This is a genomic window from Pseudonocardia oceanicola (assembly GCF_047200735.1).
Taxonomy (GTDB): Bacteria; Actinomycetota; Actinomycetes; order Mycobacteriales; family Pseudonocardiaceae; genus Pseudonocardia.
The window spans coordinates 59,785-81,030 of record NZ_JBJZON010000011.1 but is presented as its reverse complement, the minus strand read 5'-3'; the positions used below and the strand labels follow the sequence as shown (position 1 = coordinate 81,030).

Genomic DNA, 21,246 nt, shown 5'->3' with positions numbered 1-21,246 from the left:
GGCCACGCTCGACGACCTCTACCACCTCGCCAGCACCGCAGGCATCACCCTCCCCACACGAACTACAACAGCGAGTTGATGATCTGCAGGCCCTAAGGTGCGGAGCGTGGAACTCATGGTCGACGTGGCCCCGGGCGTGCAGCTGTGGGCGGAGGACATCCCGGGCCCGACGCCGGACGCCGAGCCGCTGCTGCTGGTGATGGGGGCGAACGCGTCGGGGCTGGCGTGGCCGGACGCGCTGCTGGACCGCCTCGCCGAGCGGCACCGGGTGATCCGGTACGACCACCGCGACACCGGGCGCTCGACGCACGCCTTCGACGACGCGCCGTACGCCGTGCGCGACCTCGCCGACGACGCCGTCGCGGTGCTCGACGCGTTCGGCATCGAGCGGGCGCACGTCGCCGGGATGTCGCTGGGCGGCACGCTGGTGCAGCTGCTGCTGCTCGACCACCCCGACCGGCTGCTCACCGCGACGGTCCTGTGCACGGCCGCTCTGGGGGCCTACGGCGACCCGGAGCTCCCGGGCCCCGAACCCACGCTGCTGCGGATGTGGGGCGAGTTCACGGACGACCGCGACCTCGACGGCGAGCTGGCCTGGCGGGTGGAGCACTGGCGGCTGCTCAACGGCACCGGCACCCCCTTCGACGCCGCCGGGTTCCGCGCGCTGGAGGAGCGGATCGTGGCCCACTCCGGGCGGACGGACAACCCCGCCGCACACGCGGTCGCGGACACGGACGGGCTGGACCGCGGCGCCGAACTGGCCGACGTCAGCGTGCCGACCCTGGTCATCGAGGCACCCGAGGACCCGGTCAACCCGCCACCGCACGCCGGGCACCTCGCCCGCGCGCTGGGCGCCGGCCGCCTGGTCCGTGTGCCGGGCATGGGGCACGCGCTCAACCCGACCGTCGTCGAGCCGGTCGCGGCGGCCGTCCTCGCCCACACCCGCGAGTACGCGCCCCTCTAGGAGGTCTCCCCACGCGTCCAGCGGACCGCCGTTCCGTCGCCCCAGAGCCGGTCGAACCTTCGAGGAGCTCGTCCAGTACAACGACGGCTTCCGCACCCAGCTCATCGGCACGCCGGAGCAGATCACCGACCGCGCGATCGAGTACTAGCGGCGCGGGGCGAACCTGTTGCTCCTGGGCTTCCTGCACTTCCAGGAGGAGATCGAGTACTTCGGGCGGCACGTGCTCCCGATCGTGCGCGAGAAGGAGGCGGAGCTCGCCGTCCGCGAGCCCGCCCTCGTCGCGGGCTCCTGAGCCGGTGCCGCGCCGACCGCGGCGCGGTCCGGTCGGCGGCCGGGCGGGCCCACAGCTGGCTGTCCCGTCGCCGCCACATCGACCACGCCGCGCCGTCACCCAGTCCTGTCCGGGTGCCGCCCACCGATCCCCCACGCCGTTCGAACGCGTGAGGGAGCCATGACGCGTCTTCGAGACTCGTCTTCGCGCGTTATGCTTCCATAACGCGTCTTCGAACCTCGTTTTCGCACGTCATGGTTCCATGACGCGATTCCGGAGCGCCTTTCCGCGCCTTTCCGCGCGTGATGGACCTCTCCCGCGCACTCGTCCGCGTGCCCGGCAGCCCGCTCCTCGGTGCCCGCCCGCTGCGGTCGCCGGTGTCGCCGTGCCGGCCGCCGCATGCCCCGCACCAGCGGGCCGCCGCGGCACGCACTCCTTCGCACCCGACATGACCACGCTCGAGAACCGACCCTTTACCCGCTTCACCACCATCCCGACGACGCCCGACGAGTGGCTCGCCCGCGCCCGCGAGGTGCGCACGATCCTCGCCGCGGACGCCGGCGCCCGCGACCGCGCCGGGGCGTGGCCGTACGCCGAGGTCCAGCTGCTCAAGGACGCCGGCCTGGTCACCCTGCTCGGCCCGGCCGAGCACGGGGGCGGCGGCCAGGAGTGGCCGCTCGCCTACCGGGTGATCCGCGAGGTCGCCGCCGGCGACGGCTCCGTCGGCCAGCTGCTCGGCTACCACCTGCTGTGGTTCTGGGCCGCCCGGCTCGTCGACACCCGCGAGCAGATCGAGGCCGTCGAGGCCGAGGCCACCCGCAACCGCTGGTTCTTCGGCGGCGCAGTGAACCCGCGCGACGAGGACGTCGTGATCCGCGACGCCGGCCACCATCTCGTCTACGACGGCCGCAAGTCCTTCTCCACCGGCAGCAGGGTCTCGATGTCACGGTGCTGGAGGGCGTGCTCGACGGCACCGACACCCACATCTTCGCGATCGTGCCGAGCCGGCAGCCCGGCATCACTTCCACGACGACTGGGACGACATCGGCCAGCGGCTCACGGAGAGCGGCAGCGTCACGATCTCCGAGGTCCGGGTGCCGTGGGAGCAGGCCGCGGGCTTCCGCGACAAGGTGTTCGAGCCGCGGGTCTACAACACGCTCGACGTCCCGACGATCCAGCTCGTGTTCGTCAGCTTCCACCTGGGCATCGCGCGCGGCGCCCTCGATGAGGCCGCCGAATACACCCGCACCCGGACCCGGCCGTGACTGCACGGCGGGCAGGAGCGGGCCGTCGACGAGCCGTACCAGCTCGACCTGTACGGCGACCCGGCGCCGACGCTCTGGGCCGTCGAGGCGCTGGCCGACCGGGTCGCGGAGAGGGTCTCGCCCTCCACCGCCACGCCTGGGAGGTCACGTCGCAGGAGCGCGGCGAACACGAGGTCCGGGTGGCGGCCGTCGAGGCGCGCGTCACGGACGTCGCGCTCGAGGTGACCAGCCGGGTGTTCGAGGGCCTGGGCGCCCGGGCCACCACCACGGAACCGGGCTTCGACCGGGTCAGCCGACGCGTTCGCGGTCGTTCTCGGGCAGACCCGCGCGGCGCTCGGAATGTGGGCCGCGCACCCGCGGGAGGAACCGGCCGGTGCGGGACAGGTAGTTCGCGTACTCCTCGCCCAGGGCCCGGGTGAGGCCGGGCTCGCGGACCGCGCGGGCCTGGATCTGCACCGCGACGACGATCAGCACGGTGGCGAGCACGCCGAGCATGGTCGGCGCCATGACCAGCCCGCCCGCCGTGGCGACCACCATCCCGGTGAAGGCGGGGTTGCGGACCCGGGCGTAGAAGCCCGTGTTCGTCAGGGCCAGACGCTCCCCGCGGCGCCGCGCGGTCCCCATCTGCACCAGCGACGCCAGCACCACGGCCACGCCGAGCAGCAGCAGCCCGGCCCCGACCACGACCCGGCCGGGCGAGCTGAACACCGCGATCGGCTCGTTGACGTCGAACGCCACCAGCAGCGGGGCGCCCAGACCCAGCAGCAGGGCGAGCCCGAACAGCGCCTGCGACCACCAGGCCGGCGAGCCGAGCCCGGTGCGCATCGGAGAGCGGCGCGTACCGGCGCGGGCCCACAACCGCCCGACGCCCACGAGCACGCACGCCACCGCCCCGAGGCCGACGGCGAGCCACGCGGCCAGGTGGTGGTCCAGCGTCTCCGAGACGACCTCCCGGGCCCCCCGGCCGGTGAGCCGGCCGATCGCGTCGCCGAGGAGCACGACGGCGAACACGACGAACCCGGCGGCGGCGGCGTAGCGGATGGTCCGCTCCGGCAGTCGCCTGCCCAGCTGCCGGCCGACGACGATCGCGAGCGCGTCGGCCGCCACCATGCCGAGCGTCGACCCGACCCACACCCCGAACCAGCCGTGCTGCGTGGCCAGCGTGATCGTCGCCAGCATCGTCTTGTCGCCCAGCTCGGCCAGGAAGAACGCCACCGAGGCGGCGACGACGGCGGAACGGGCCTTGCGGTTGGCCTTGTCCTGCTCGTCCTCGGACAGCGAGTCGCCCCGCAGCGTCCAGGCCCCGAACGCGAGGAAGGCGACGGCCGCTGCGAGCGCGATCCAGTCGGTCGGGAGGGTGGTGCCGAGGCCGTACCCGACCGCGACGGACACGAGGTGCACGACCGACGTGGCGATCGTGATGCCCAGCAGGACGGGCCAGGTCCGGTAGCGGGTCGCGAACGTCAGGGCCATGAGCTGGGACTTGTCACCCAGCTCGGCCACGAAGATGACGCCGAAACTGATGAGGTACGCCGCGAGCACGTCCTGCACGACCACACCCCTCGATCTCGGGCCGGATCGAGGAAACGGGGTCTCTTCGATCCGGCGTGTACCGGATCGAAGGTCTCGCTCGCCTGGTGGTGGTCAGGCCCCGCAGCCGGGCGACGTGGATCGCCAGTATGTCGACCGCGACGTTGAGAGCTACTCCCCTTCGCTGCGGCCGAACCCTACCTCACCGATCCAGTCCGCTCGGCACCCGGTTGCGAGCCCGTGAGGTAGTTCACTCGGGTTCTCGACGGGCGCGCAGTGTCGTACGTTCGTTCAGATAGCTTTCGAGAGGACGCGGAGGAACCATGCCCGAGGCCGTCATCGTCGACGCGGTGCGCACCCCGATCGGAAAGCGCAACGGCTCGCTCGCCGACGTCCATCCCGCCGACCTGTCGGGGTACGTCCTGCGCGCGCTGCAGCAGCGCACCGGCATCGACCCCGAGGTGATCGACGACGTCGTCTGGGGATGCGTGAACCAGGTCGGCGACCAGGCCGCGCAGATCGGCCGGTACGCCGTGCTCGCGGCCGGCTGGCCGGAGACCGTCCCCGGCGTCACGATCAACCGGGCGTGCGGGTCCAGCCAGTCGTCGTTCGACTTCGCCGCCGGCATGGTGCTGGCCGGCCAGTACGACGTCGTGGTCGCCGGTGGTGTGGAGACCATGACCCGGGTGCCGCTGGGCGCGGGCCGTGACCTTGGCCGGCCCTACGGCCCGCTCGTGCGCGAGCGCTACGCGGCCGACCTGACCGGTGGCGAGTTCCCGGGCGACGACTTCAACCAGGGGGTCGGTGCCGAGCGCATCGCGAAGAAGTGGGGCTTGAGCCGGCAGCGCCTGGACGAGTACGCCTCCCGGTCGCACGAACTCGCGGCCGCGGCGATCGACGGCGGCGCGTTCGACGGTCAGCTCGTGTCCGTCCCAGGGAAGGCCGACTTCACCGCCGACGAGGGCCTGCGCCGCGGCACCACCCCCGAGAAGCTCGCGACGCTCAAGCCCTCCTTCCGGGAGGACGGGGTGATCCACGCGGGCAACGCCTCGCAGATCTCCGACGGCGCGTCGGCCACTCTGATCACCACCCCGGAGAAGGCGAAGGAGCTGGGGCTCACCCCCATCGCGCGCTACCACTCCGGCGCGGTCTCCGGGGCGGACCCGCTGATGATGCTCACCGGGCCCATCCCGGCCACGCAGAAGGTGCTCAAGAAGTCCGGCCTGTCGATCTCCGACATCGGCGCCTTCGAGGTCAACGAGGCCTTCGCCCCCGTCCCGCTGGCCTGGCAGGCCGAGCTGGGCGCGGACGACAAGGTGCTCAACCCGCTCGGCGGCGCCATCGCCGTCGGCCACCCGCTGGGCGCCTCCGGCACCATCCTCCTGACCCGCCTGCTGCACCACATGCGGGACACGGGGATCCGCTACGGCCTGCAGACGATGTGTGAAGGGGGCGGCACCGCCAACGCCACCATCGTCGAGCTGCTCTGAACCGGGCCCGGTGAGGGGCCCGCGGGCGCGCGCCGCGGGCTCCTCACCGGAAACCGCGCCGTACTGCACGGCCTTTCCCAGGGCGAGCACAGGCGGATCTCAGCTTCGGGGCGCACAGTCTGTGGCATGACCGACGAGCAGCGGGGTCACTCCCGGCCCGATGGGGACGTTGCGCAGAGCACCGGTGGCACCGACGGCACCGCGACCGCCTCCGCCGGGGACTCCCCCACCCAGCAAACCGACGCCGGCGCGGTGACCACGCGGTCCGGCACGGGCACCGACGGCGCCACCCAGCCGACGAACCCGTACCCGCGACCCGGGTCCGGCACCCCGGACCAGGGTGCGACCCGCTCCTACGGCTCCCCCTACGCCTACGGCCGGGGCTCCGTGTACGGCACCCCCGGTTACGCGCAGACCGGCGGGCACGGCGCCGACCAGGGCACCCGCCCCTACGGCAGCCCCGCGTACGGCCCGTACGCGCAGCACGGCCCCACCGACCCGCACGGCCCGGCCGCGGCCGCGGGCGGTCCGGTTGATCCACCGCCCGGCGGGAACACCGGGCTCGTGCAGGACGACCGGCCCCGCAGGAACGCCCGGCCGTGGGTGGGCATCGTGGCGGCCGCGCTGATCGCCGGCCTCGTCGGTGGCGGCGCCGGCTTCGGCGGGGCGTACGCCCTCCTCGACCGCGGTTCGTCGAACGGGGTGACCCTGTCCGGCCAGCCCTCGTCGAGCACGTCCTCGGTGCAGACGGACGGCTCGGTGCAGGCGGCGGCGGCCAAGGCCAGCCCCAGCACGGTCGACATCCGGGTGTCCACGGGCCAGGGGTCCGCCGAGGGGTCCGGCGTGATCCTCACCTCGGACGGCGAGGTCCTCACCAACAACCACGTCGTCTCGGGCGCGAGCGGGCAGATCCAGGTCACCCTCAACGACGGGTCCCAGCACGCCGCCTCGGTCGTGGGCACCTCGCCGAGCTACGACCTGGCCGTCCTCAAGCTCGACGGCGTGTCCGGGCTGACCGCGGCCGAGCTCGGCCGGACCTCGGACCTCGCGGTGGGCCAGCAGGTCGTCGCGATCGGCTCGCCGCAGGGCCTCGAGGGCACGGTCACGACCGGCATCGTCAGCGCCCTCAACCGCACGGTGCAGGTGGAGGGCGAGGACGGCTCCGCCGTGGTCTACAACGGCCTGCAGACCGACGCCCCGATCAACCAGGGCAACTCCGGCGGCCCGCTGGTGAACCTCGACGGCCAGGTCGTCGGCATCAACTCCGCGATCGCCACCGCGGGACAGAGCACCGGCAGCGTCGGCCTGGGCTTCGCGATCCCGGTCGACCAGGCCCGCCGGGTCGCACAGGAGATCATCGACTCCGGCAGCGCCACCAAGCCGGTCCTCGGGGTGCAGGGCAGCACGCGGTCGAACAGCACCGAGAGCGGCGCCACGATCGTCGCCGTCACCGAGGGCGGGCCGGCGGCGGGTGCCGGCGTCAAGGCCGGCGACGTCGTCACCAAGGTCGGCGACGCAGCCGTCAGCGACTTCTCCGACCTCGTCGCCCGGATCGGCTCCTACGCCCCGGGCGACACGGTCACGCTCACCATCGGCAGCGGCTCCTCCGCGCGCACGGTCGACGTGACGCTCGGCAGCACCAAGGACACCGGGGCCACCACCAGCAGCGGCGGCACCAGCGAGGGCGGCGGCAGCAGCAACCCGTTCGGCCAGCTCAACCCCTTCGGCGGCGGGTCGCCCTTCGGCGGCAACGGCGGCGGCTGAGGCCGACGCCGCACCTATGACCCCGGTCGCGCGCGACCGGACCGGCGCGGGCCGGGCGGGGACCCCCTCCCCCGCCCGGCCCGTCCCGTTCCCAGCGGCGGGCCTCACCGGACCCGGCGGTCGGACCCCTGCGCTCAGTCCGCGAGCCAGGCCTTGACGGCCTCGGTGTCCGCGCCCAGCGCCGGCGGCCTGCGCCGGTAGTCCGGCGGGGTCGCGGAGTAGTCGACCGGGTTGCGGACCGCGCCGGGCCCGCCGCCCGGGTGCACGACGGGAGCGAGGCCGAGGCTCTCGGCCAGCTCGATCCCCTGGTCCACGGTGTTGATCGGGCCGCAGGGCACCCCGGCCGCGCTGAGCACGTCGAACCACTCCTGCGCGCCCTTCGCCGCCAGCTTGTCCAGCAGCAGCGGACGCAGCTCGTCGCGGTGCCGGGTGCGCTCGACCATCGAGGCGAAGCGCGGGTCCTCGAGCAGCTCCGGGGCGTCGATCGCGCCGCAGAGCCGGCGGAACTGGTGGTCGTTGGCCGCGATCACGATCAGCTCGCCGTCGCCCGTGGGCAGCGGCTCGTAGGGGAACAGCGAGAGGTGCGCGTTGCCCATCCGCTCGGGCACGACGCCGCCGGCGACGTAGGCCGAGGTCTGGTTGACCAGGCTCGACAGTGCCGCGGACAGCAGGTTCGTCTTCACGTGCTGGCCCTCGCCGGTGGCCTCGCGGTGCCGCAGCGCCGCGAGGATCGCGACGGCGGCGTGCAGCCCGGTCATCACGTCGAACACCGCGACACCCGCCCGGTACGGCGTGCCCGCCGGGTCCCCGGTCAGGCTCATCAGCCCGGACGTGGCCTGGACGAGCAGGTCGTAGCCGCCGAGCTTCGCCCCGCCCTCGTCACCGAAGCCGCTGATGGAGCAGTAGATCACCGACGGGTTGGTCTCCCGCACCGAGTCGACGTCCAGGCCCCACTTCGCGGTGGAGCCGGGCATGAAGTTCTCGATCAGCACGTCCGCCCGCGCGGCGAGCCGCTGCGCGACCGCCCGGTCCTCGGGGTCCTTCAGGTCGAGGACCACGGAGTGCTTGTTGCGGTTGATCGAGAGGTAGTACGTGGCGACCGGGCCACCCGGACCGTCGACCGTGGGCGGCTGCCACGTGCGGGTGTCGTCGCCGGCCGGGCCCTCGACCTTGACCACGGTCGCGCCGAGGTCGCCGAGCAGCATGGTCGCGTAGGGGCCGGCGAGGACCCGGGAGAAGTCGGCGACCACCAGCCCGGCGAGCGGGCCGGACGGGCCGGGTTCCTCGGGGTCGAGCGGGGGGAGGTCAGCCACGCCCCCCTGTATAGCCGCCGTGCGCGGTACGTGGTGCCCTGGCACCACCGACCACGCACAGCGCGTCACAGGACGGCCAGGACGACCAGCGCCAGGCCGGCGAGGGTGAGGCCGGCGCCGACCCACGCCCAGATCCGCTGGCCCTTGCGGGCGGAGTCGGTGAGCTCCTCCTCGGTCCGGGCCGACATCACGAACGGCGACCCGTCGCGCGGCGGGCGGACGACCAGCGGCCCGTCCCGGTCGTCGACCTCCCCGAGCACGTACATCCGCGTGCCGGGCCGCAGCACCCACTCGGTGTGCTGGTAGCCGACGGTCTCGTCGCGGTCGCCGCCGGCCAGCGCGCCGAGCACCGACAGCGCGCCGGCGAGCGCACCCTGCGGCCGGTGGTCGTGCGCGGGCTCGAACCGGTCGACGACGGTCTCGACGCCGTCGGGCCGCCGTCCGCCGGGGTCGACGCCGATGGTGTGCCCGTCGCGCAGCAGCGCCCAGCCGTGCGGTGAGCTGAGCTCGGCGACGGTCTCGGTGCGGGTGGTCACCCGGGTGTCGCCGTCCGAGTCGCGGTCATAGTGCTTGTAGCGGCGCTGGACGCGGTGCGCGTGCCACACGCAGTCGACGCCGGCGAGCTCGGAGCGCAGCAGCCCCACCGGTGCCGGCACCGTCTCGCCGACGACCTCGCACACCTTGCGGAACTGCCCGGACCCGATGAGCTCGGCCGAGATGCCCCGCAGTTCCAGCAGCTCCGGCACGGACAGCGTCTCCGCCGCCATCATGGCGTGGGCCGTGCGCTGCGACCGGGCCGCGGCCCACAGGCAGCCGCAGGCCGCCAGCAGCAGGATGATTCCGAACCAGAGCATCGACGTCCCCCTCGTGAAGCGGTGAGCGAAACGCTAGGCCGCACCCCGCGCCGGAACAGGTGTGCTGGCACCACACCGGGTGTGCGGCCTACCGGTGCCTCCGCACGGGGTCCAGCCACCGCCGCGGCCGATCACGAACGAGCGGCGGGCGACGCGGGCAGCTGCCGCCCGCCCAGGACTCCAGGGCGAGCGGCGTCGGGCCCCGGCGAGATCCGGTTGCGCACGACCACCCGGATGTGCGCGCCCGCGGGGGGGGAGGTCGGTAGGGTCCCGGCAAGCTACCCGCCCGTAAACCCGGAGTCGACGATGACGAACCTGGCCGCGAACCTCGTCGCGACCGCGCGCGAGCACGGTGACCGCCCCGCCGTGAAGCTCGACGAGTACGTGTTGACCTATCGACAGCTGCACGAGGCGGCGGCCGCCGTCGCCGGGGACCTGGCCGAGCGCGGGATCACCCCGGGCGACCGGGTCGGTCTGGTGCTGCCCAACGTCCCCGCCTACCCGGTGCTGTTCTACGGCGCGCTGCTCGCCGGTGCCGTCGTGGTCCCGATGAACCCGCTGCTCAAGGCCCGCGAGGTGGAGTACTACCTGCGCGACTCGGGCATGTCGCTGGTCTACGGCTGGGACGGCGCCGGTGACGTGGTACCCGAGGCCGCGAAGGCCGTCGGCATCCCCGGCATCGTCGTCCCGGCGACGGGCCCCACCGGCCTGGGTGGCACGCCCGCACCGGAGCCCGTCGAGCGCGCCGACGACGACACCGCCGTCATCCTCTACACCTCCGGCACCACCGGCCAGCCCAAGGGCGCCGAGCTGACTCACCACAACCTCGACTCCAACGCCCGCACCACCGTCGAGACCCTGATCGAGATCACCAGCGACGACGTGATCATGGGGTGCCTGCCGCTGTTCCACGTCTTCGGGCTGACCTGCGGACTCAACGCCGCCGTCGCGGCCGGCGCCACGCTGACCCTGATCCCGCGGTTCGACCCGTCGAAGGCCCTGCAGGTGGTCGCGCGGGACAAGGTGACCGTGTTCGAGGGCGTGCCCACGATGTACGCCGCGATGCTGCACAGCCCCGACGCCGAGGGCGCGGACATGGCCTCGCTGCGCACCTGCATCACCGGCGGCTCGGCGATGCCGGTGGAGGTCCTCAAGGCCTTCGAGAAGCAGTTCGGCTGCGAGATCTTCGAAGGCTACGGGCTGTCGGAGACCGCGCCGGTCGCCTCGTTCAACCAGCCCGGCCGCCCGCGCAAGCCCGGCACCATCGGCTTCCCGGTGCGCGGCTGCGAGATGCGGGTGGTCGATGACGGGGGCCGCGACGTGCCGGACGGGCAGCCCGGCGAGATCGCCATCCGCGGCGAGAACGTGATGAAGGGCTACTGGAACCGCCCGGAGGCCACCGAGGCGGCCATCCCGGACGGCTGGTTCCGCTCCGGGGACATCGCCACCCGCGACGCCGACGGCTACTACACGATCGTCGACCGCAAGAAGGACCTGATCATCCGCGGCGGCTACAACGTCTACCCGCGCGAGGTCGAGGAGACCCTCTACGAGCACCCGGCCGTGGCCGAGGCCGCCGTCGTCGGGATCAAGCACGCCGAGCTCGGCGAGGAGATCGGCGCCGCCGTCGCGCTCAAGCCCGGCGCGGAGGCCGACCCGGAGGAGCTGAAGAACTTCGTCCGCGACCGGCTCGCCGCCTACAAGTACCCGCGCGCGGTCTGGCTGGTCGACGCCCTGCCCAAGGGCCCGACGGGCAAGATCCTCCGCCGCGAGGTCGAGCCGCCGGCGGAGGGGTAGCTCCCGGGGCCGTCCACAGAGCGCCCTGGGCGGGCGCAGTACGGAACCACAATGCGCCCAGGCAGGCGCGCTGAGCGCAGTATGGAACCACAATGCGCCCAGGCAGGCCGATTGAGCGCAGTATGGAACCATGTTGCGCATCCCGTGGGCGCCTCGAGCGCGTGGGGGAACCAGAGTGCGCGTCAGGCGAGGAGGGCGGCAACCGTGCCCTCGGGATCGGTGACCATCGCGTCGTGCCCCGTGGGCAGGTCCCGCCACTCCCAGCCCATGGCCTTCACCACCTGGTGCCCGGACGCGATGGCCGGGTAGGCGGGCCGGGAGCAGGAGACGTAGGTGACCGGCAGGCCGGCGCCGAGCGGTCCGTCGAGGACGAGCGGCTCGCGGTAGCTGCGCAGCGGGTGCGGGGTCAGGTGCCGCTCGACCCAGGCGACGTCGGCCGGGTCGGTGACCCCGAAGACCGTGGCGGGCGGGGGCGGCATCACGAGGCCGTCGCCCCGCAGCTCGGCGTCGAGCTCCCGCTGCACCACGACGTCCTCGGGCAGTCCGTCGAACGCCCGCCGCCCCGCCTCGACCACCAGCCCGTCGAGCAGCACGATGCGCGCGAGGCGGTCCCGCGCCCGGTCGGCCGCCCCGAGTACGGGCAGCGCGCCGAAGCTGTGCCCGACCAGCAGGACGTCGGTGAGCTCCTCGGTCTCGAGGACCGCCGCCACGTCGCGGATCATGGTGGCGAGCCCCACCTCCGGGGTGAGCAGGTGCGCGCGCTCCCCCAGGCCGGTCAGGGTCGGGGTGAACACCTCATGGCCCTTCTGCCGCAGCAGCCGCGCCGCCTTCCGCCAGCACCACCCGCCGTGGGCGAACCCGTGGACCAGCACGACCGTGCGTCCCATCGCGCCTCCCGCCCCCTCGCGGACCCTGCGACCCCCACCCTGCCATCCGGTTCTCCCGCCGGGAAGCGTGATCACGCCCGGCGCCCGCTCGGCCCGAGATCGCTGCGGTGATCAGTGCGAGCGGTACAGCAGCGCTCTCCCGACATCACCCCCGTCACGCTCGGACCGATCACGCTTCGAGGAGCGCGACAGTCACCGCAGCGCCCTCCCGCCAGCGCTCCCGTCCCGCTCGGACCGATCACGCTTCGAGGAGCGCGACAGTCACAGCAGCGCTCTCCCGGCAGCACCCCCGTCACCCTCACCACGATCACCGCCGCTGCAACGAGCGCGAGCGTCACCGCACCGCCCTCCCGCCAGCGCTCCCGTCCCGCTCGGACCGATCACGCTCCAAGGACCACGACAGTCACAGCAGCGCTCCCCCGGCAGCGCTCCCGTCACCCTCACCACGATCACCGCCGCTGCAACGAGCGCGAGCGTCACCGCGCCTTCGCCGCTTCGCCCTCCTCCACCATGTCGGCCGGTCGCGGCGCCGGGCGGTCGGCTGTCGGTTCGGGGTGGCCGAGGTCGCTGAGCCACCCCCGGAACACCCGGTGCAGGTGCTCGGCGCCCACGATCTCCCCGGGGTCGGCCAGCTGGGTCGGGGCGAGCAGGAAGCCGCGGCTCTGCGGGCCGCCCATCCCGCCGTGCGAGCCGACGTGCGGCTCGAAGGGCGAGGCGTCGTCGGTCGCGGGGTCGTAGCGGCTGTTGATCATGAGGTCCGGGCAGTGCGGGAAGGTGTCCACCCGGCGGATCAGGTCGGGGGCGTGCCCGCCGTAGTCGGCCAGCGGGTCCGCGCCGATCACGATGCCGGTGGCGAGCCGGTGCACGCCGTCCCGGCCGAGCACGACCGCCCCGTGCTCCCGGCTGCGGAGCAGGACGAAACCGACCCCGGGGTGGTCGACGAGCGCGGGCAGCAGGTCCGGGAACTCGCGCTCGATCGTCTCGAGCTCGACCCGGCCCTCGTGCTCGGTGAACGACACCATCGCCACGTGGCCCGACGCGCACACCACGACCCCCGGCGCGGCGCGTGCCACCTCACCGGGCTGCCCCGACTCGGTGCGGTGCTTCGTGGGCGAGGCACCCGCCTTCTCCACGCGGGCGCGCAGCCGCCGGGCCACGGCCCCTCCGCCCGACGACGCCTCGGCCAGCGCCGCCCCGACCTGCCAGCCCTCCGCGGCGCGGCGGCTGGAGCGCTCGGCGGGGGTCCGGCCGAACAGCCGGCGCCGCGGGCGCGGCGGCGGGCCGCCGCACAGCCTGCCGACGTACTGCTCGATCGTCTCGCCGAAGCGGTCGGCGAAGGCCTGGCCCTGCGTCTGCCCGTGGTCGGACAGGCACACGAGGAGGTACGGCCGCGGGGCGAGCTGCGCGGCCCGGTGCAGCCGGCCGATCTGCTGGTCGATCGAGCGCAGCACCGCGAGGCTGTCGAAGCGCTCGACACCCGAGTGGTGGGCGACCTCGTCGTAGCCGAGGAAGTCCGCATAGGCCACCGGCCGCCCCGCGAGCATGTCCTCGATCAGCGCGGACACCACGACGTCCCGGGCGATCACGGTGGTGCCCGGCCTGGCCAGCGGGTAGATCCCGCCGCGGTGCGTGCGTGGCCGGACGTCCGCGCGCCGCTGGTTCGCGGCGGCGACGACCTCCCGCACGGCGTCGACCAGCGCACCGGCGAAGGTGCGGATGCCGTTGACCGGGTTGGCGAAGTAGGCCCAGTACCCGCCGCCGACGTGGTCGCGCCGACGGGCGGAGCGCGTGCCGCCGAGCACGGCCACCGTGCTCATCGTGAGGCTGTAGTGCGGGGCGTCGCCGGTGAAGAGGTTGCCGCGGCTGGCGCCGTCGACGGCGAGCAGGCCGCGCCCGTCCGAGTGCCGGCGCTCGATCTCCGCGGCGTCCGCGGGGTGCGCGCAGGCCATGACGTGGTCGCGGTCCTTCTCGTACCAGCGGAACCCGAGGATGTCGTGGTTGTCGCCGTGCAGGATGCCGCAGACGCTCGCGCCGGTCTGCGAGCTCCAGTCGGTGGTCCAGTACGTCAGCGTGTGGCTGCCCTCGGCGAGCCAGCGGGCCAGTGTGGGCATGGTCCCGTCGCGGACCGCGCGGCGGGCGGTCTCGTGGCCCAGGCCGTCGATCTGCAGGAACAGCACGCCGGGCGGCTGTTCGACGGCCGCGCCGGGCCCCTCGGTCCCGGTGGCGACCCGGTGGCGCCGGCGCCGCGCCGCGCGGCGGAAGAACAGCTCGTCCTCGTCGATGGCCAGCAGGCTGGTGGCGACGGCGTTCACGACCGTCATCGCGACGACCACCACGAACGCGGTGCGGATGTTGGTCAGTTCGACCCCCGGGACGAGCCAGAAGATCGCGAGCACCGCCGCGGCGAGCAGCACGAAACTGCCCAGGCCGAGGGTGAACAGGGCGATTGGCAGCGCGATCCGCAGCACCAGCGGCCACACGACGGCGGTGAGCAGGCCGAGCAGCAGCGCGCAGATCGTGGGCTGCCACCAGCCGCTCATGGCGAACCCGGTGAGCCAGACGTCGAGCAGGTGCAGTGCCGCCGTGACCAGCGCCCACACCAGCACGACGCGGGCCACCACGCGCCCGCCCCGCAGCAGCGGGCCGCGCTCGACGGGCGTCGCGCGGTAGTCCCGGACGATCGGGCTCGGCGGACTCACGGGCGCTCCTGGTCGGTCGGCGGGGTGGGGCCGCCCCGCGCCGGGCCGGCCGCGGGATCGATCATCTCCCGCGGTTCCGCACCGCCGCCGTCCGGGGCGCGCCGGCCGCGCCGTCGTCGCACCAGGGAGCCGACGCCGCCCGCCAGCGCGCCCACCGCGAGCACCAGCGCGGCGGCGACGAGCGTGGCCACCAGCGGATCGTCGAAGAGGCCGCCGGAGAGGATGCCGAGCAGCGCGTAGGCGATCGCCCAGAGCAGGCACGCCACCAGGGCCGTCGGCACCAGGCGCCGCCACGGGTAGCCCAACGTGCCCGCGGCCACCAGGGCCGGGATGCGCCCGGCCGGCACCAGCCGCCCGACGACGATCAGCTGCCAACCGTGGCGGGTGAACCGGACCCGGGCGCGGGCCAGCTGTTCCGGGGTCTGGCCGCGGGAGACGAACCGGAGCGCCGCCTCGCCGCCCAGCCGCGCCAGCGCGTAGGTCACGACGTCGCCGACGAGAGCGGCCAGGGTCGAGGCCAGCAGCACCAGCGGCAGCGCCAGGTGGGTGGTGGTCATCGCGACGGCAGCGGCCACACCGACGACGGCACCCGTCGGCACCACCGGCACGATCGACCCGAGCAGGACACCGCCGATCAGCACCGGGTAGCCGATGGTCTGCGGGTTCGTCCAGTCCGCGGCGAGGGTGCCCGTCACGCGATCATTCTTCCCGGTGCCCCGTGTCCGAACCGCCCGTACCCCGCACGAACGGCCCGTTCGTGCGGTAGGTCCGCACGAACGGCCCGTTCGTGCGATCCGGGCGGGGGCCGAGGGCCGGGTCGGGCGCGAGGGCCGGGTCGGGGGCGAGGTCGGGGACGGGGGCGAGGTCGGGGACGGGGGCCGCGCCGTCGAGCGGCACGTCCTGCCCCGGCCGGGCGATCGTGATCGCGGTGCTGCTCCCCCGCCGCCGTGCCGCTGCGGCGAACCAGTGCGGCGGGTCGTGCAACAGCGCCCGCATCCGCGCGCCGTGCCCGGCCGGTGCCCGGGTCAGCCCGGCGACCGCCAGCGTCCCCCAGTGCACGGGCACGGCGAGCCGCGGGCGCAGCAGGTCGACCGCCTCGGCGGCCCGCTCCGGGTCGAGGTGCCCGGGCCCGAGGCTCGGGCCCCAGCCCCACACCGGGAGCAGGGCGACGTCCAGGCCGAGCGACCCCAGGTCCGCCATCCCGTCGAACAGGTCGGTGTCGCCCGCGGCGTAGATGCGCAGGCCGTCGGCCTCCAGGACGTGCCCGAGCGCCGGCGACTGCGGCCCCCGGGTGGACCGCGGCCCCCACCGGTGCCCGCTGTGTGCGGCCGGGACCGCGGTGATCCGCAGCCCGCCGTCCCGGATCTCCTGGCCGACGTCGATCTCCTCCACCCGGCGCACCCCGCGCCTGCGTACCCACTCCCCCGCCCCGCGCGGCACGACGACCCGGGTGTCCGGGCGGAGCAGCCGCAGCGAGGGCAGGTGCAGGTGGTCGCCGTGCAGGTGGGAGATCAGCACGAGGTCGACGTCGGCCCAGTCGGCGGGGCACAGCGGCGCCACCACGCGGCGCAGCAGCGACACCCGCGGGGTGAGCACGGGGTCGGTGAGGACGACGCGCCCGCCGAGCTCGAGGCGGGTGGTCGAGTGGCCGAGGAAGCGCAGGGCCGGGTGGGGCACGCCCGCCAGTATGCGGGCTCCCGACGCCTCAGGCGCCGAAGCGGACGGGCTGCCCGGTGGACTCGAGCACCGCCTGCCAGAGGTCGCCGTGCGGGTCGACCTGGTTGCGCTTGCTCACCGCGAGCGCCATCGGGATGTGCACGAAGCGGCGCCGCACCCGCCCGACGACCATCGCCGTGCGCCCGGACATGGCCGCGTGCACGGCCGCCTGGGACAGCCGGACCGTGTAGACGCTGTCGTACGGGTTGGCCGGCACCGAGCGGATCGCGTAGCTGGGGTCGATGTAGCGCACCGACGTCTCGATCCCGGCCTCGTCGAAGTGGTCCTCGATGCGCTCCCGCAGGTAGCGGCCGACGTCGCCGAGCCTGCGGTTGCCCGAGGCGTCCGTGCGGGCGGCCTGGGCCTCCAGCAGCTCCTGCCCCGCCCCCTCGGCGACGACGACCACGGCGTGGCCGCGCTGCTCCACCCGCCGGCGCAGGTGGGCCAGCAGACCTGTGTCGCCCTCCAGCGCGAACGGGACCTCCGGGATCAGCACGACGTCCGCGTCGCTGCGGGCGAGCGCGGCGTAGCAGGCGATGAAGCCCGAGTGCCGGCCCATGAGCTTGACCAGGCCGATGCCGTTGGCCGTGGACTTGGCCTCGACGGTCACCGCCCGGATCGAGTCCGACGCCCGGGAGAAGGCCGTCTGGAAGCCGAAGCTCTGGTCGATGTAGGGGATGTCGTTGTCGATGGTCTTGGGCACCCCGACGACGGCGATCTTGAGGTTGCGTTCGGCGATGACCCGCTCGATCCCCATGGCACCGCGCATGGAGCCGTCGCCGCCGATCACGAACAGGATGTTGATGTGCATCCGCTCGAGGCAGTCGACGATCTCCTCGGGGTCCTGGTGGCCGCGGGAGGTGCCGAGCACGGTGCCGCCGTCGACCGCGATGTCGCGGACGAACTCGGGGGTGAGCTCCACCTCGTCGTAGCCGTAGCGGGAGATGAAGCCCTGGTAGCCGTTGCGGAAACCGACGATCCGGCGGACCCCGTAGTGGTAGGTCAGGGTGCGGACCAGGCCGGCGATGACGTCGTTGAGTCCCGGGCAGAGCCCGCCGCAGGTGACGATGCCGACCCGGGTCTTCGACGGGTCGAAGTAGATCTTGCGCCGCGGCCCGCACGGCTCCAGGCCGGGCAGCTGGTCGACGGGCACGCCCCGGGCGGTGACCCGGCCGACGGTGTCGTCGAGCAGCACGCGGTCGTCCTCGTCGACGTAGTGCTCGGTCGTCTGCCGCGCGTCGAGCAGGCCGAGCATCGGGGAGTCGATGCGGCCGGTGCCGAGCGTGCGGATCTCCAGGTCCGCCGGCGCGACGGCCTGCGGCCGCGCGAGGTGCACGACGTTGTCCGGCGCGTCCGCCGTCCCGTCGGCCCTGGGCACGGTCGCGCCGTCGCCGGTCGCATCGGCCGTGCCCGCGGCCCGGGCCGCTTCGTGTGCGCTGCTCACCGTATCCCTCGGTCCCTGCTCGTGTGGCGTCGTTCTGCTCGGGCGTCGTGCCCGGTGGAACCCGTGGCCCCGGACGGGCCGGCCCGCGACGGTGGGGACGGTGACCCTGGAAGTGCGTCCAGCGTGCCCGATCCGGGCGCGATCCGACAGGCCGCGTCACGGGATCGGTTCAGAGCCTACCGACTCAGACCAGACCCAGGACGCGGTCGACGCGGATCTCGATGACCACGCGCTCGGGGTTCACGCGGGGGACGCGGAAGCGGGCGGCGTAGCGCCGCTCGGCGTCGCGCACCGACTCCGGGTCGTCCCGGATCACGGCGACGCCCTCGAGCGTCGACCACCGCCGACCGTCGGCCTGCGAGACCGCGACCCGGGCGCCCCCGGCCCCGGCGGCGGCCACGTTGCGCGCCTTCTGGGAGCCGCCGCGGCAGATCACTCGGGCGACGCCCTTCTCGAGGTCGATCGTGACCCCGACCGGGACGACGTGCGGCGACCCGTCCGTGCGCAGGGTCACCAGGGTCCCGAGGTGCCGCTCGGTCCAGAAGGCGCGGAAGTCCTCGGAGACGACGTCGGGGGCGAGCCGGGTGCGCAGGGGGCGTGCGGTCACACCCGCATCATGCCTGTCGTCGTGTCGTCGTCGTGTCGTCGTCGTGTCCTCGTCGTGTCGTCGTCGTCGCGCCCCGGCTGTGGGTGGGGCCCCCGCACGAGGTCACGGGTGCGGCGAGCCGGGGGGTGAGGTCGGAGAGCCAGGATCCGTCGCGCCTCCGTATTCCCGGACGTCGTTCGGCGTGAGTTAGTTGGCAAAGGCAAGTTTCGTCTTGCCACGGGCTCGGCCCCGTGGTCACCTGGACGGGCACCCTCTCGTGGACGGAGACCACACTTCGTGAGCGCCGATCTGGCCGAATCGCCCGCATCCGCCGCAACCGCGGGTACCGCTCGCCCCACGGTGGCGATCCTGGTGCTCGCCTCGTGCGGTCTGTTGGTCTCGCTCATCCAGACCATGGTCGTGCCCCTGCTGCCGCAGTTCCCGCGGCTCATGTCGGTCTCCCCCTCGACGGCGGCCTGGCTGGTCACCGCCACCCTGGTCGCCGGCGCGGTGTCCGCACCCGTGCTCGGGCGGCTCGGCGACATGTACGGCAAGCGCCGGATGCTTCTGCTGTCGATCGCGCTCATCCTCATCGGGTCGGTCGTCGGTGCGCTGGCGCCGAACATCGTGCTGCTGATCGTGGGACGGGCGCTGCAGGGCGTGTCCTTCGGCGTCATCGCGCTGGGGATGAGCCTGATGCGCGACGTCCTCCCGCCCGAGCGGGTCGGTGCCGGCGTCGCCCTGATGAGCTCCTCGCTCGGCGTCGGCGGCGCGATCGGGCTGCCGATCACCGGGCTCGTCGCGCAGTGGGCCTCCTGGCGCTGGCTCTTCGCCGGGGCGGCCGTCGTCGCGGCGCTCCAGATCGCGCTCGTGTGGCGGCTGGTCGCGGAGTCCCGGGTGCGGACCGGGGGTCGGTTCGACGCCGTCGGTGCCGTGGGCATCGCCGCCGCGCTGATCTGCCTGCTGCTGGCCGTCTCCAAGGGCACGGAATGGGGCTGGGCGAGCCCGACCGTGCTCGGCCTGTTCGGTGCGGCCGTGGTGCTGCTCACGGTCTGGGCACGGTGGGAGCTGCGCCGCCGCGCCCCGCTGGTCGACCTGCGCGTCTTCGCACGCCCCGCCGTGCTCATGACGAACGGCGCCACCGTGCTCATCGGCTTCTCGATGTTCGCCACCTTCATGCTCGCGACCCAGATCCTGCAGGCGCCCGTCGAGACCGGTTACGGCTTCGGGCTGTCGCTGCTGGTCGCCGGCGTGGCGCTGCTGCCGATCGGCGGGTCGATGGTCGTGTTCTCCTCCGCATCGGCGATCATCTCCCGGATCCGCGGGCCGCGGACCACCCTGATCCTCGGCACCGGGCTGCTGGCGGTGGGCAACGTCGGGTTCGCCCTGCTGCCGACGTCGGAGCTGCTGCTGATCGGTACCGCGACCGTCGGCGCGATCGGGGCCACCCTCGCCTACTCCGCGCTGCCGCTGCTCATCATGCGGGCAGTTCCCGAGACCGAGACGGCCGCGGCGAACAGCCTGAACACGCTCATGCGCCAGCTGGGCACCTCGACCTGCACGGCGGTGGTCGCGGCCGTGAGCACGGCGTTGGTGATGGACGCCGGCGGCGAGACGCGGCCCGCCGGCACGGCGTACACCGTGGTCTTCCTGGCCGCGGCGGTCGCCGGCCTCCTCGCGATGGGGATCGCCGCCGCCACCCCCGCTCCCGACGCCGTCGCGGACTCGCGAGACGAGCTCGCCCTGGTCCGCCGGGCCGCCGCCTGAGGGTTTCTGGCAGCAACCCAGCCGCGGGGCTACTACCCTGGCGCGCATGCCGTCCGCGTCGTCCACCCCGCCGCCCGGGTCGGCCTGGACGGAGTTCGACAGCGCCAGCTGTTCCGTCGCCCGCACGGCCGCGCTGATCGGCGACGCCTGGACCGTGCTCGTGCTGCGAGACATGTTCAACGGCGTCCGCCGGTTCGACGACCTCGCCGGGCACCTCGGGATCGCCCGCAACGTGCTCGCCCGCCGGCTCGCAGGCCTGGTCGAGGCGGGCCTGGCGGAGAAGGTGCCCTACCGCGAGCCCGGCCGCCGGGAGCGCCAGGAGTATCGACTCACCCCGGCCGGGAAGGACCTGCGCACGGTGATGACGGCGCTGCGGGACTGGGGCGACCGGCACCTGGCGGGCGAGGCGGGGCAGCCGGTGGTGATCCGGCACGCCGAGTGCGGCGCCGAGGTGCACGCGGAACTGCGCTGCGAGGCGGGACACCTCATCGGACCGCGGGCGAAGCTGACCTCCGACCCGGGGCCGGGCGCCCGCCTACGCGAGGGCGCCTGAGTAGCCCTGTGTCAAGCCGCCCGGTGTTGGTGGGCGTGGGCGGCGCGGTGTCTTGTGCGTCTTGAGGGGTGTTGGTCTGCCGGCATTTCCAGATCACGCCCAGCCAGGATGGGCGTCGGTCAGGCGCCGGTGCAGGGTCTCGGGGCTGGTGTGGCCGCTGTAGCCCACGCCGTTCAGCCAGGCGTGCCGGCGTTTGGTCGAGAGCCAGTCGGCGCGGTGCTGGTCGGGGAAGCGGCGCAGGAACCTCAGGCTGATCTTCGAGTCGAGGTCGGCGAAGAGTCCGACCGCGCCGGGGAAGGCCACGGCGAGGTGGGCGCGCAGCCGGTTGGCCAGCGCCGTCGGCGGC

Annotated in this window: 17 protein-coding genes and 1 pseudogene; 8 read left to right on the top strand and 10 right to left on the bottom strand. The window is 73.9% G+C overall.

From position 1 onward, the window contains the following. Positions 1–115: 115 nt before the first annotated feature. The 3 genes and pseudogenes from ACL02T_RS17370 (at position 116) to ACL02T_RS17360 (ending at position 2,463) form a co-directional block, all read left to right on the top strand. Positions 116–964, top strand: coding sequence for an alpha/beta fold hydrolase (locus ACL02T_RS17370; protein ID WP_412831859.1), 849 nt, complete (start codon positions 116–118; stop codon positions 962–964). A 58-nt stretch (positions 965–1,022) separates the two neighbouring features. Beyond that, a pseudogene (locus ACL02T_RS17365) lies at positions 1,023–1,256 on the top strand (dimethylsulfone monooxygenase SfnG); the annotation flags it as partial. A gap of 427 nt (positions 1,257–1,683) precedes the next feature. Continuing rightward, the gene (locus ACL02T_RS17360) at positions 1,684–2,463 is read left to right on the top strand and encodes an acyl-CoA dehydrogenase family protein (RefSeq protein ID WP_412831766.1); all 780 of its coding nucleotides are present in this window, start codon (positions 1,684–1,686) and stop codon (positions 2,461–2,463) included. Between the two features lie 325 nt (positions 2,464–2,788). Here the strand turns inward: ACL02T_RS17360 and ACL02T_RS17355 are convergent, their stop codons facing one another. Further along, a complete protein-coding gene (locus ACL02T_RS17355; protein ID WP_412831765.1) occupies positions 2,789–4,051 on the bottom strand; it encodes a TMEM165/GDT1 family protein in 1,263 nt (420 codons plus the stop codon). Between the two features lie 302 nt (positions 4,052–4,353). Here ACL02T_RS17355 and ACL02T_RS17350 point away from each other — a divergent pair, with 302 nt between their 5' ends. Continuing rightward, positions 4,354–5,520 (top strand): thiolase family protein, encoded by a 1,167-nt coding sequence (locus ACL02T_RS17350; RefSeq protein ID WP_412831764.1) that lies wholly within the window; start codon positions 4,354–4,356, stop codon positions 5,518–5,520. Between the two features lie 126 nt (positions 5,521–5,646). After that, a complete protein-coding gene (locus ACL02T_RS17345; protein WP_412831763.1) occupies positions 5,647–7,284 on the top strand; it encodes a S1C family serine protease in 1,638 nt (545 codons plus the stop codon). 134 nt (positions 7,285–7,418) lie between these two features. Here ACL02T_RS17345 and ACL02T_RS17340 read toward each other — a convergent pair whose 3' ends face one another. Both ACL02T_RS17340 and ACL02T_RS17335 read right to left on the bottom strand, forming a co-directional pair. Beyond that, positions 7,419–8,597: a CaiB/BaiF CoA transferase family protein gene (locus tag ACL02T_RS17340; protein WP_412831762.1), complete on the bottom strand. Its 1,179-nt coding sequence runs from the start codon at positions 8,595–8,597 to the stop codon at positions 7,419–7,421. A 65-nt stretch (positions 8,598–8,662) separates the two neighbouring features. After that, entirely contained in the window at positions 8,663–9,451 is a 789-nt protein-coding gene (locus ACL02T_RS17335) for an E3 ubiquitin ligase family protein (RefSeq protein ID WP_412831761.1), read from the bottom strand. A gap of 306 nt (positions 9,452–9,757) precedes the next feature. On the opposite strand from ACL02T_RS17335, the gene ACL02T_RS17330 reads away from it, so the two are divergent. Then, on the top strand, positions 9,758–11,248 hold the full coding sequence (locus ACL02T_RS17330) for a long-chain-fatty-acid--CoA ligase (RefSeq protein WP_412831760.1): 1,491 nt from the start codon (positions 9,758–9,760) through the stop codon (positions 11,246–11,248). Positions 11,249–11,430: 182 nt separating this feature from the next. Here the strand turns inward: ACL02T_RS17330 and ACL02T_RS17325 are convergent, their stop codons facing one another. From ACL02T_RS17325 to ACL02T_RS17300, 6 genes are all read right to left on the bottom strand, one after another. Then, a complete protein-coding gene (locus tag ACL02T_RS17325; RefSeq protein ID WP_412831759.1) occupies positions 11,431–12,135 on the bottom strand; it encodes an alpha/beta fold hydrolase in 705 nt (234 codons plus the stop codon). Positions 12,136–12,611: 476 nt separating this feature from the next. Continuing rightward, positions 12,612–14,834 (bottom strand): phage holin family protein, encoded by a 2,223-nt coding sequence (locus ACL02T_RS17320; protein ID WP_412831758.1) that lies wholly within the window; start codon positions 14,832–14,834, stop codon positions 12,612–12,614. Beyond that, positions 14,831–15,529 carry a DedA family protein gene (locus ACL02T_RS17315; protein WP_412831757.1) on the bottom strand — a complete coding sequence of 233 codons (699 nt, stop codon included), beginning with the start codon at positions 15,527–15,529 and terminating at the stop codon, positions 14,831–14,833. Before ACL02T_RS17315 ends, ACL02T_RS17320 begins: the two co-directional genes overlap by 4 nt. Before the next feature lie 4 nt (positions 15,530–15,533). Beyond that, positions 15,534–16,511, bottom strand: coding sequence for an MBL fold metallo-hydrolase (locus tag ACL02T_RS17310; protein WP_412831756.1), 978 nt, complete (start codon positions 16,509–16,511; stop codon positions 15,534–15,536). Between the two features lie 28 nt (positions 16,512–16,539). Further along, positions 16,540–17,886 (bottom strand): ATP-dependent 6-phosphofructokinase, encoded by a 1,347-nt coding sequence (locus ACL02T_RS17305; RefSeq protein ID WP_412831858.1) that lies wholly within the window; start codon positions 17,884–17,886, stop codon positions 16,540–16,542. A 292-nt stretch (positions 17,887–18,178) separates the two neighbouring features. Continuing rightward, entirely contained in the window at positions 18,179–18,601 is a 423-nt protein-coding gene (locus ACL02T_RS17300) for a TIGR03618 family F420-dependent PPOX class oxidoreductase (RefSeq protein WP_412831755.1), read from the bottom strand. 276 nt (positions 18,602–18,877) lie between these two features. On the opposite strand from ACL02T_RS17300, the gene ACL02T_RS17295 reads away from it, so the two are divergent. Together ACL02T_RS17295 and ACL02T_RS17290 are read left to right on the top strand one after the other, a co-directional pair. Continuing rightward, positions 18,878–20,347, top strand: coding sequence for an MFS transporter (locus ACL02T_RS17295; RefSeq protein ID WP_412831754.1), 1,470 nt, complete (start codon positions 18,878–18,880; stop codon positions 20,345–20,347). A gap of 46 nt (positions 20,348–20,393) precedes the next feature. Next, a complete protein-coding gene (locus ACL02T_RS17290) occupies positions 20,394–20,900 on the top strand; it encodes a winged helix-turn-helix transcriptional regulator (protein ID WP_412831753.1) in 507 nt (168 codons plus the stop codon). Positions 20,901–20,993: 93 nt separating this feature from the next. Here the strand turns inward: ACL02T_RS17290 and ACL02T_RS17285 are convergent, their stop codons facing one another. Next, the gene (locus ACL02T_RS17285) at positions 20,994–21,203 is read right to left on the bottom strand and encodes a hypothetical protein (protein WP_412831752.1); all 210 of its coding nucleotides are present in this window, start codon (positions 21,201–21,203) and stop codon (positions 20,994–20,996) included. Positions 21,204–21,246: the final 43 nt, after the last annotated feature.

Excerpts from the sequence above, each read along its gene's own strand:
- ACL02T_RS17370 (WP_412831859.1), top strand. The coding sequence starts at position 116 with ATGGTCGACGTGGCCCCGGGCGTGCAGCTGTGGGCGGAGGACATCCCG.
- ACL02T_RS17360 (WP_412831766.1), top strand. The coding sequence starts at position 1,684 with ATGACCACGCTCGAGAACCGACCCTTTACCCGCTTCACCACCATCCCG.
- ACL02T_RS17350 (WP_412831764.1), top strand. The coding sequence starts at position 4,354 with ATGCCCGAGGCCGTCATCGTCGACGCGGTGCGCACCCCGATCGGAAAG.
- ACL02T_RS17345 (WP_412831763.1), top strand. The coding sequence starts at position 5,647 with ATGACCGACGAGCAGCGGGGTCACTCCCGGCCCGATGGGGACGTTGCG.
- ACL02T_RS17335 (WP_412831761.1), bottom strand. The coding sequence starts at position 9,451 with ATGCTCTGGTTCGGAATCATCCTGCTGCTGGCGGCCTGCGGCTGCCTG.
- ACL02T_RS17330 (WP_412831760.1), top strand. The coding sequence starts at position 9,758 with ATGACGAACCTGGCCGCGAACCTCGTCGCGACCGCGCGCGAGCACGGT.
- ACL02T_RS17325 (WP_412831759.1), bottom strand. The coding sequence starts at position 12,135 with ATGGGACGCACGGTCGTGCTGGTCCACGGGTTCGCCCACGGCGGGTGG.
- ACL02T_RS17290 (WP_412831753.1), top strand. The coding sequence starts at position 20,394 with ATGCCGTCCGCGTCGTCCACCCCGCCGCCCGGGTCGGCCTGGACGGAG.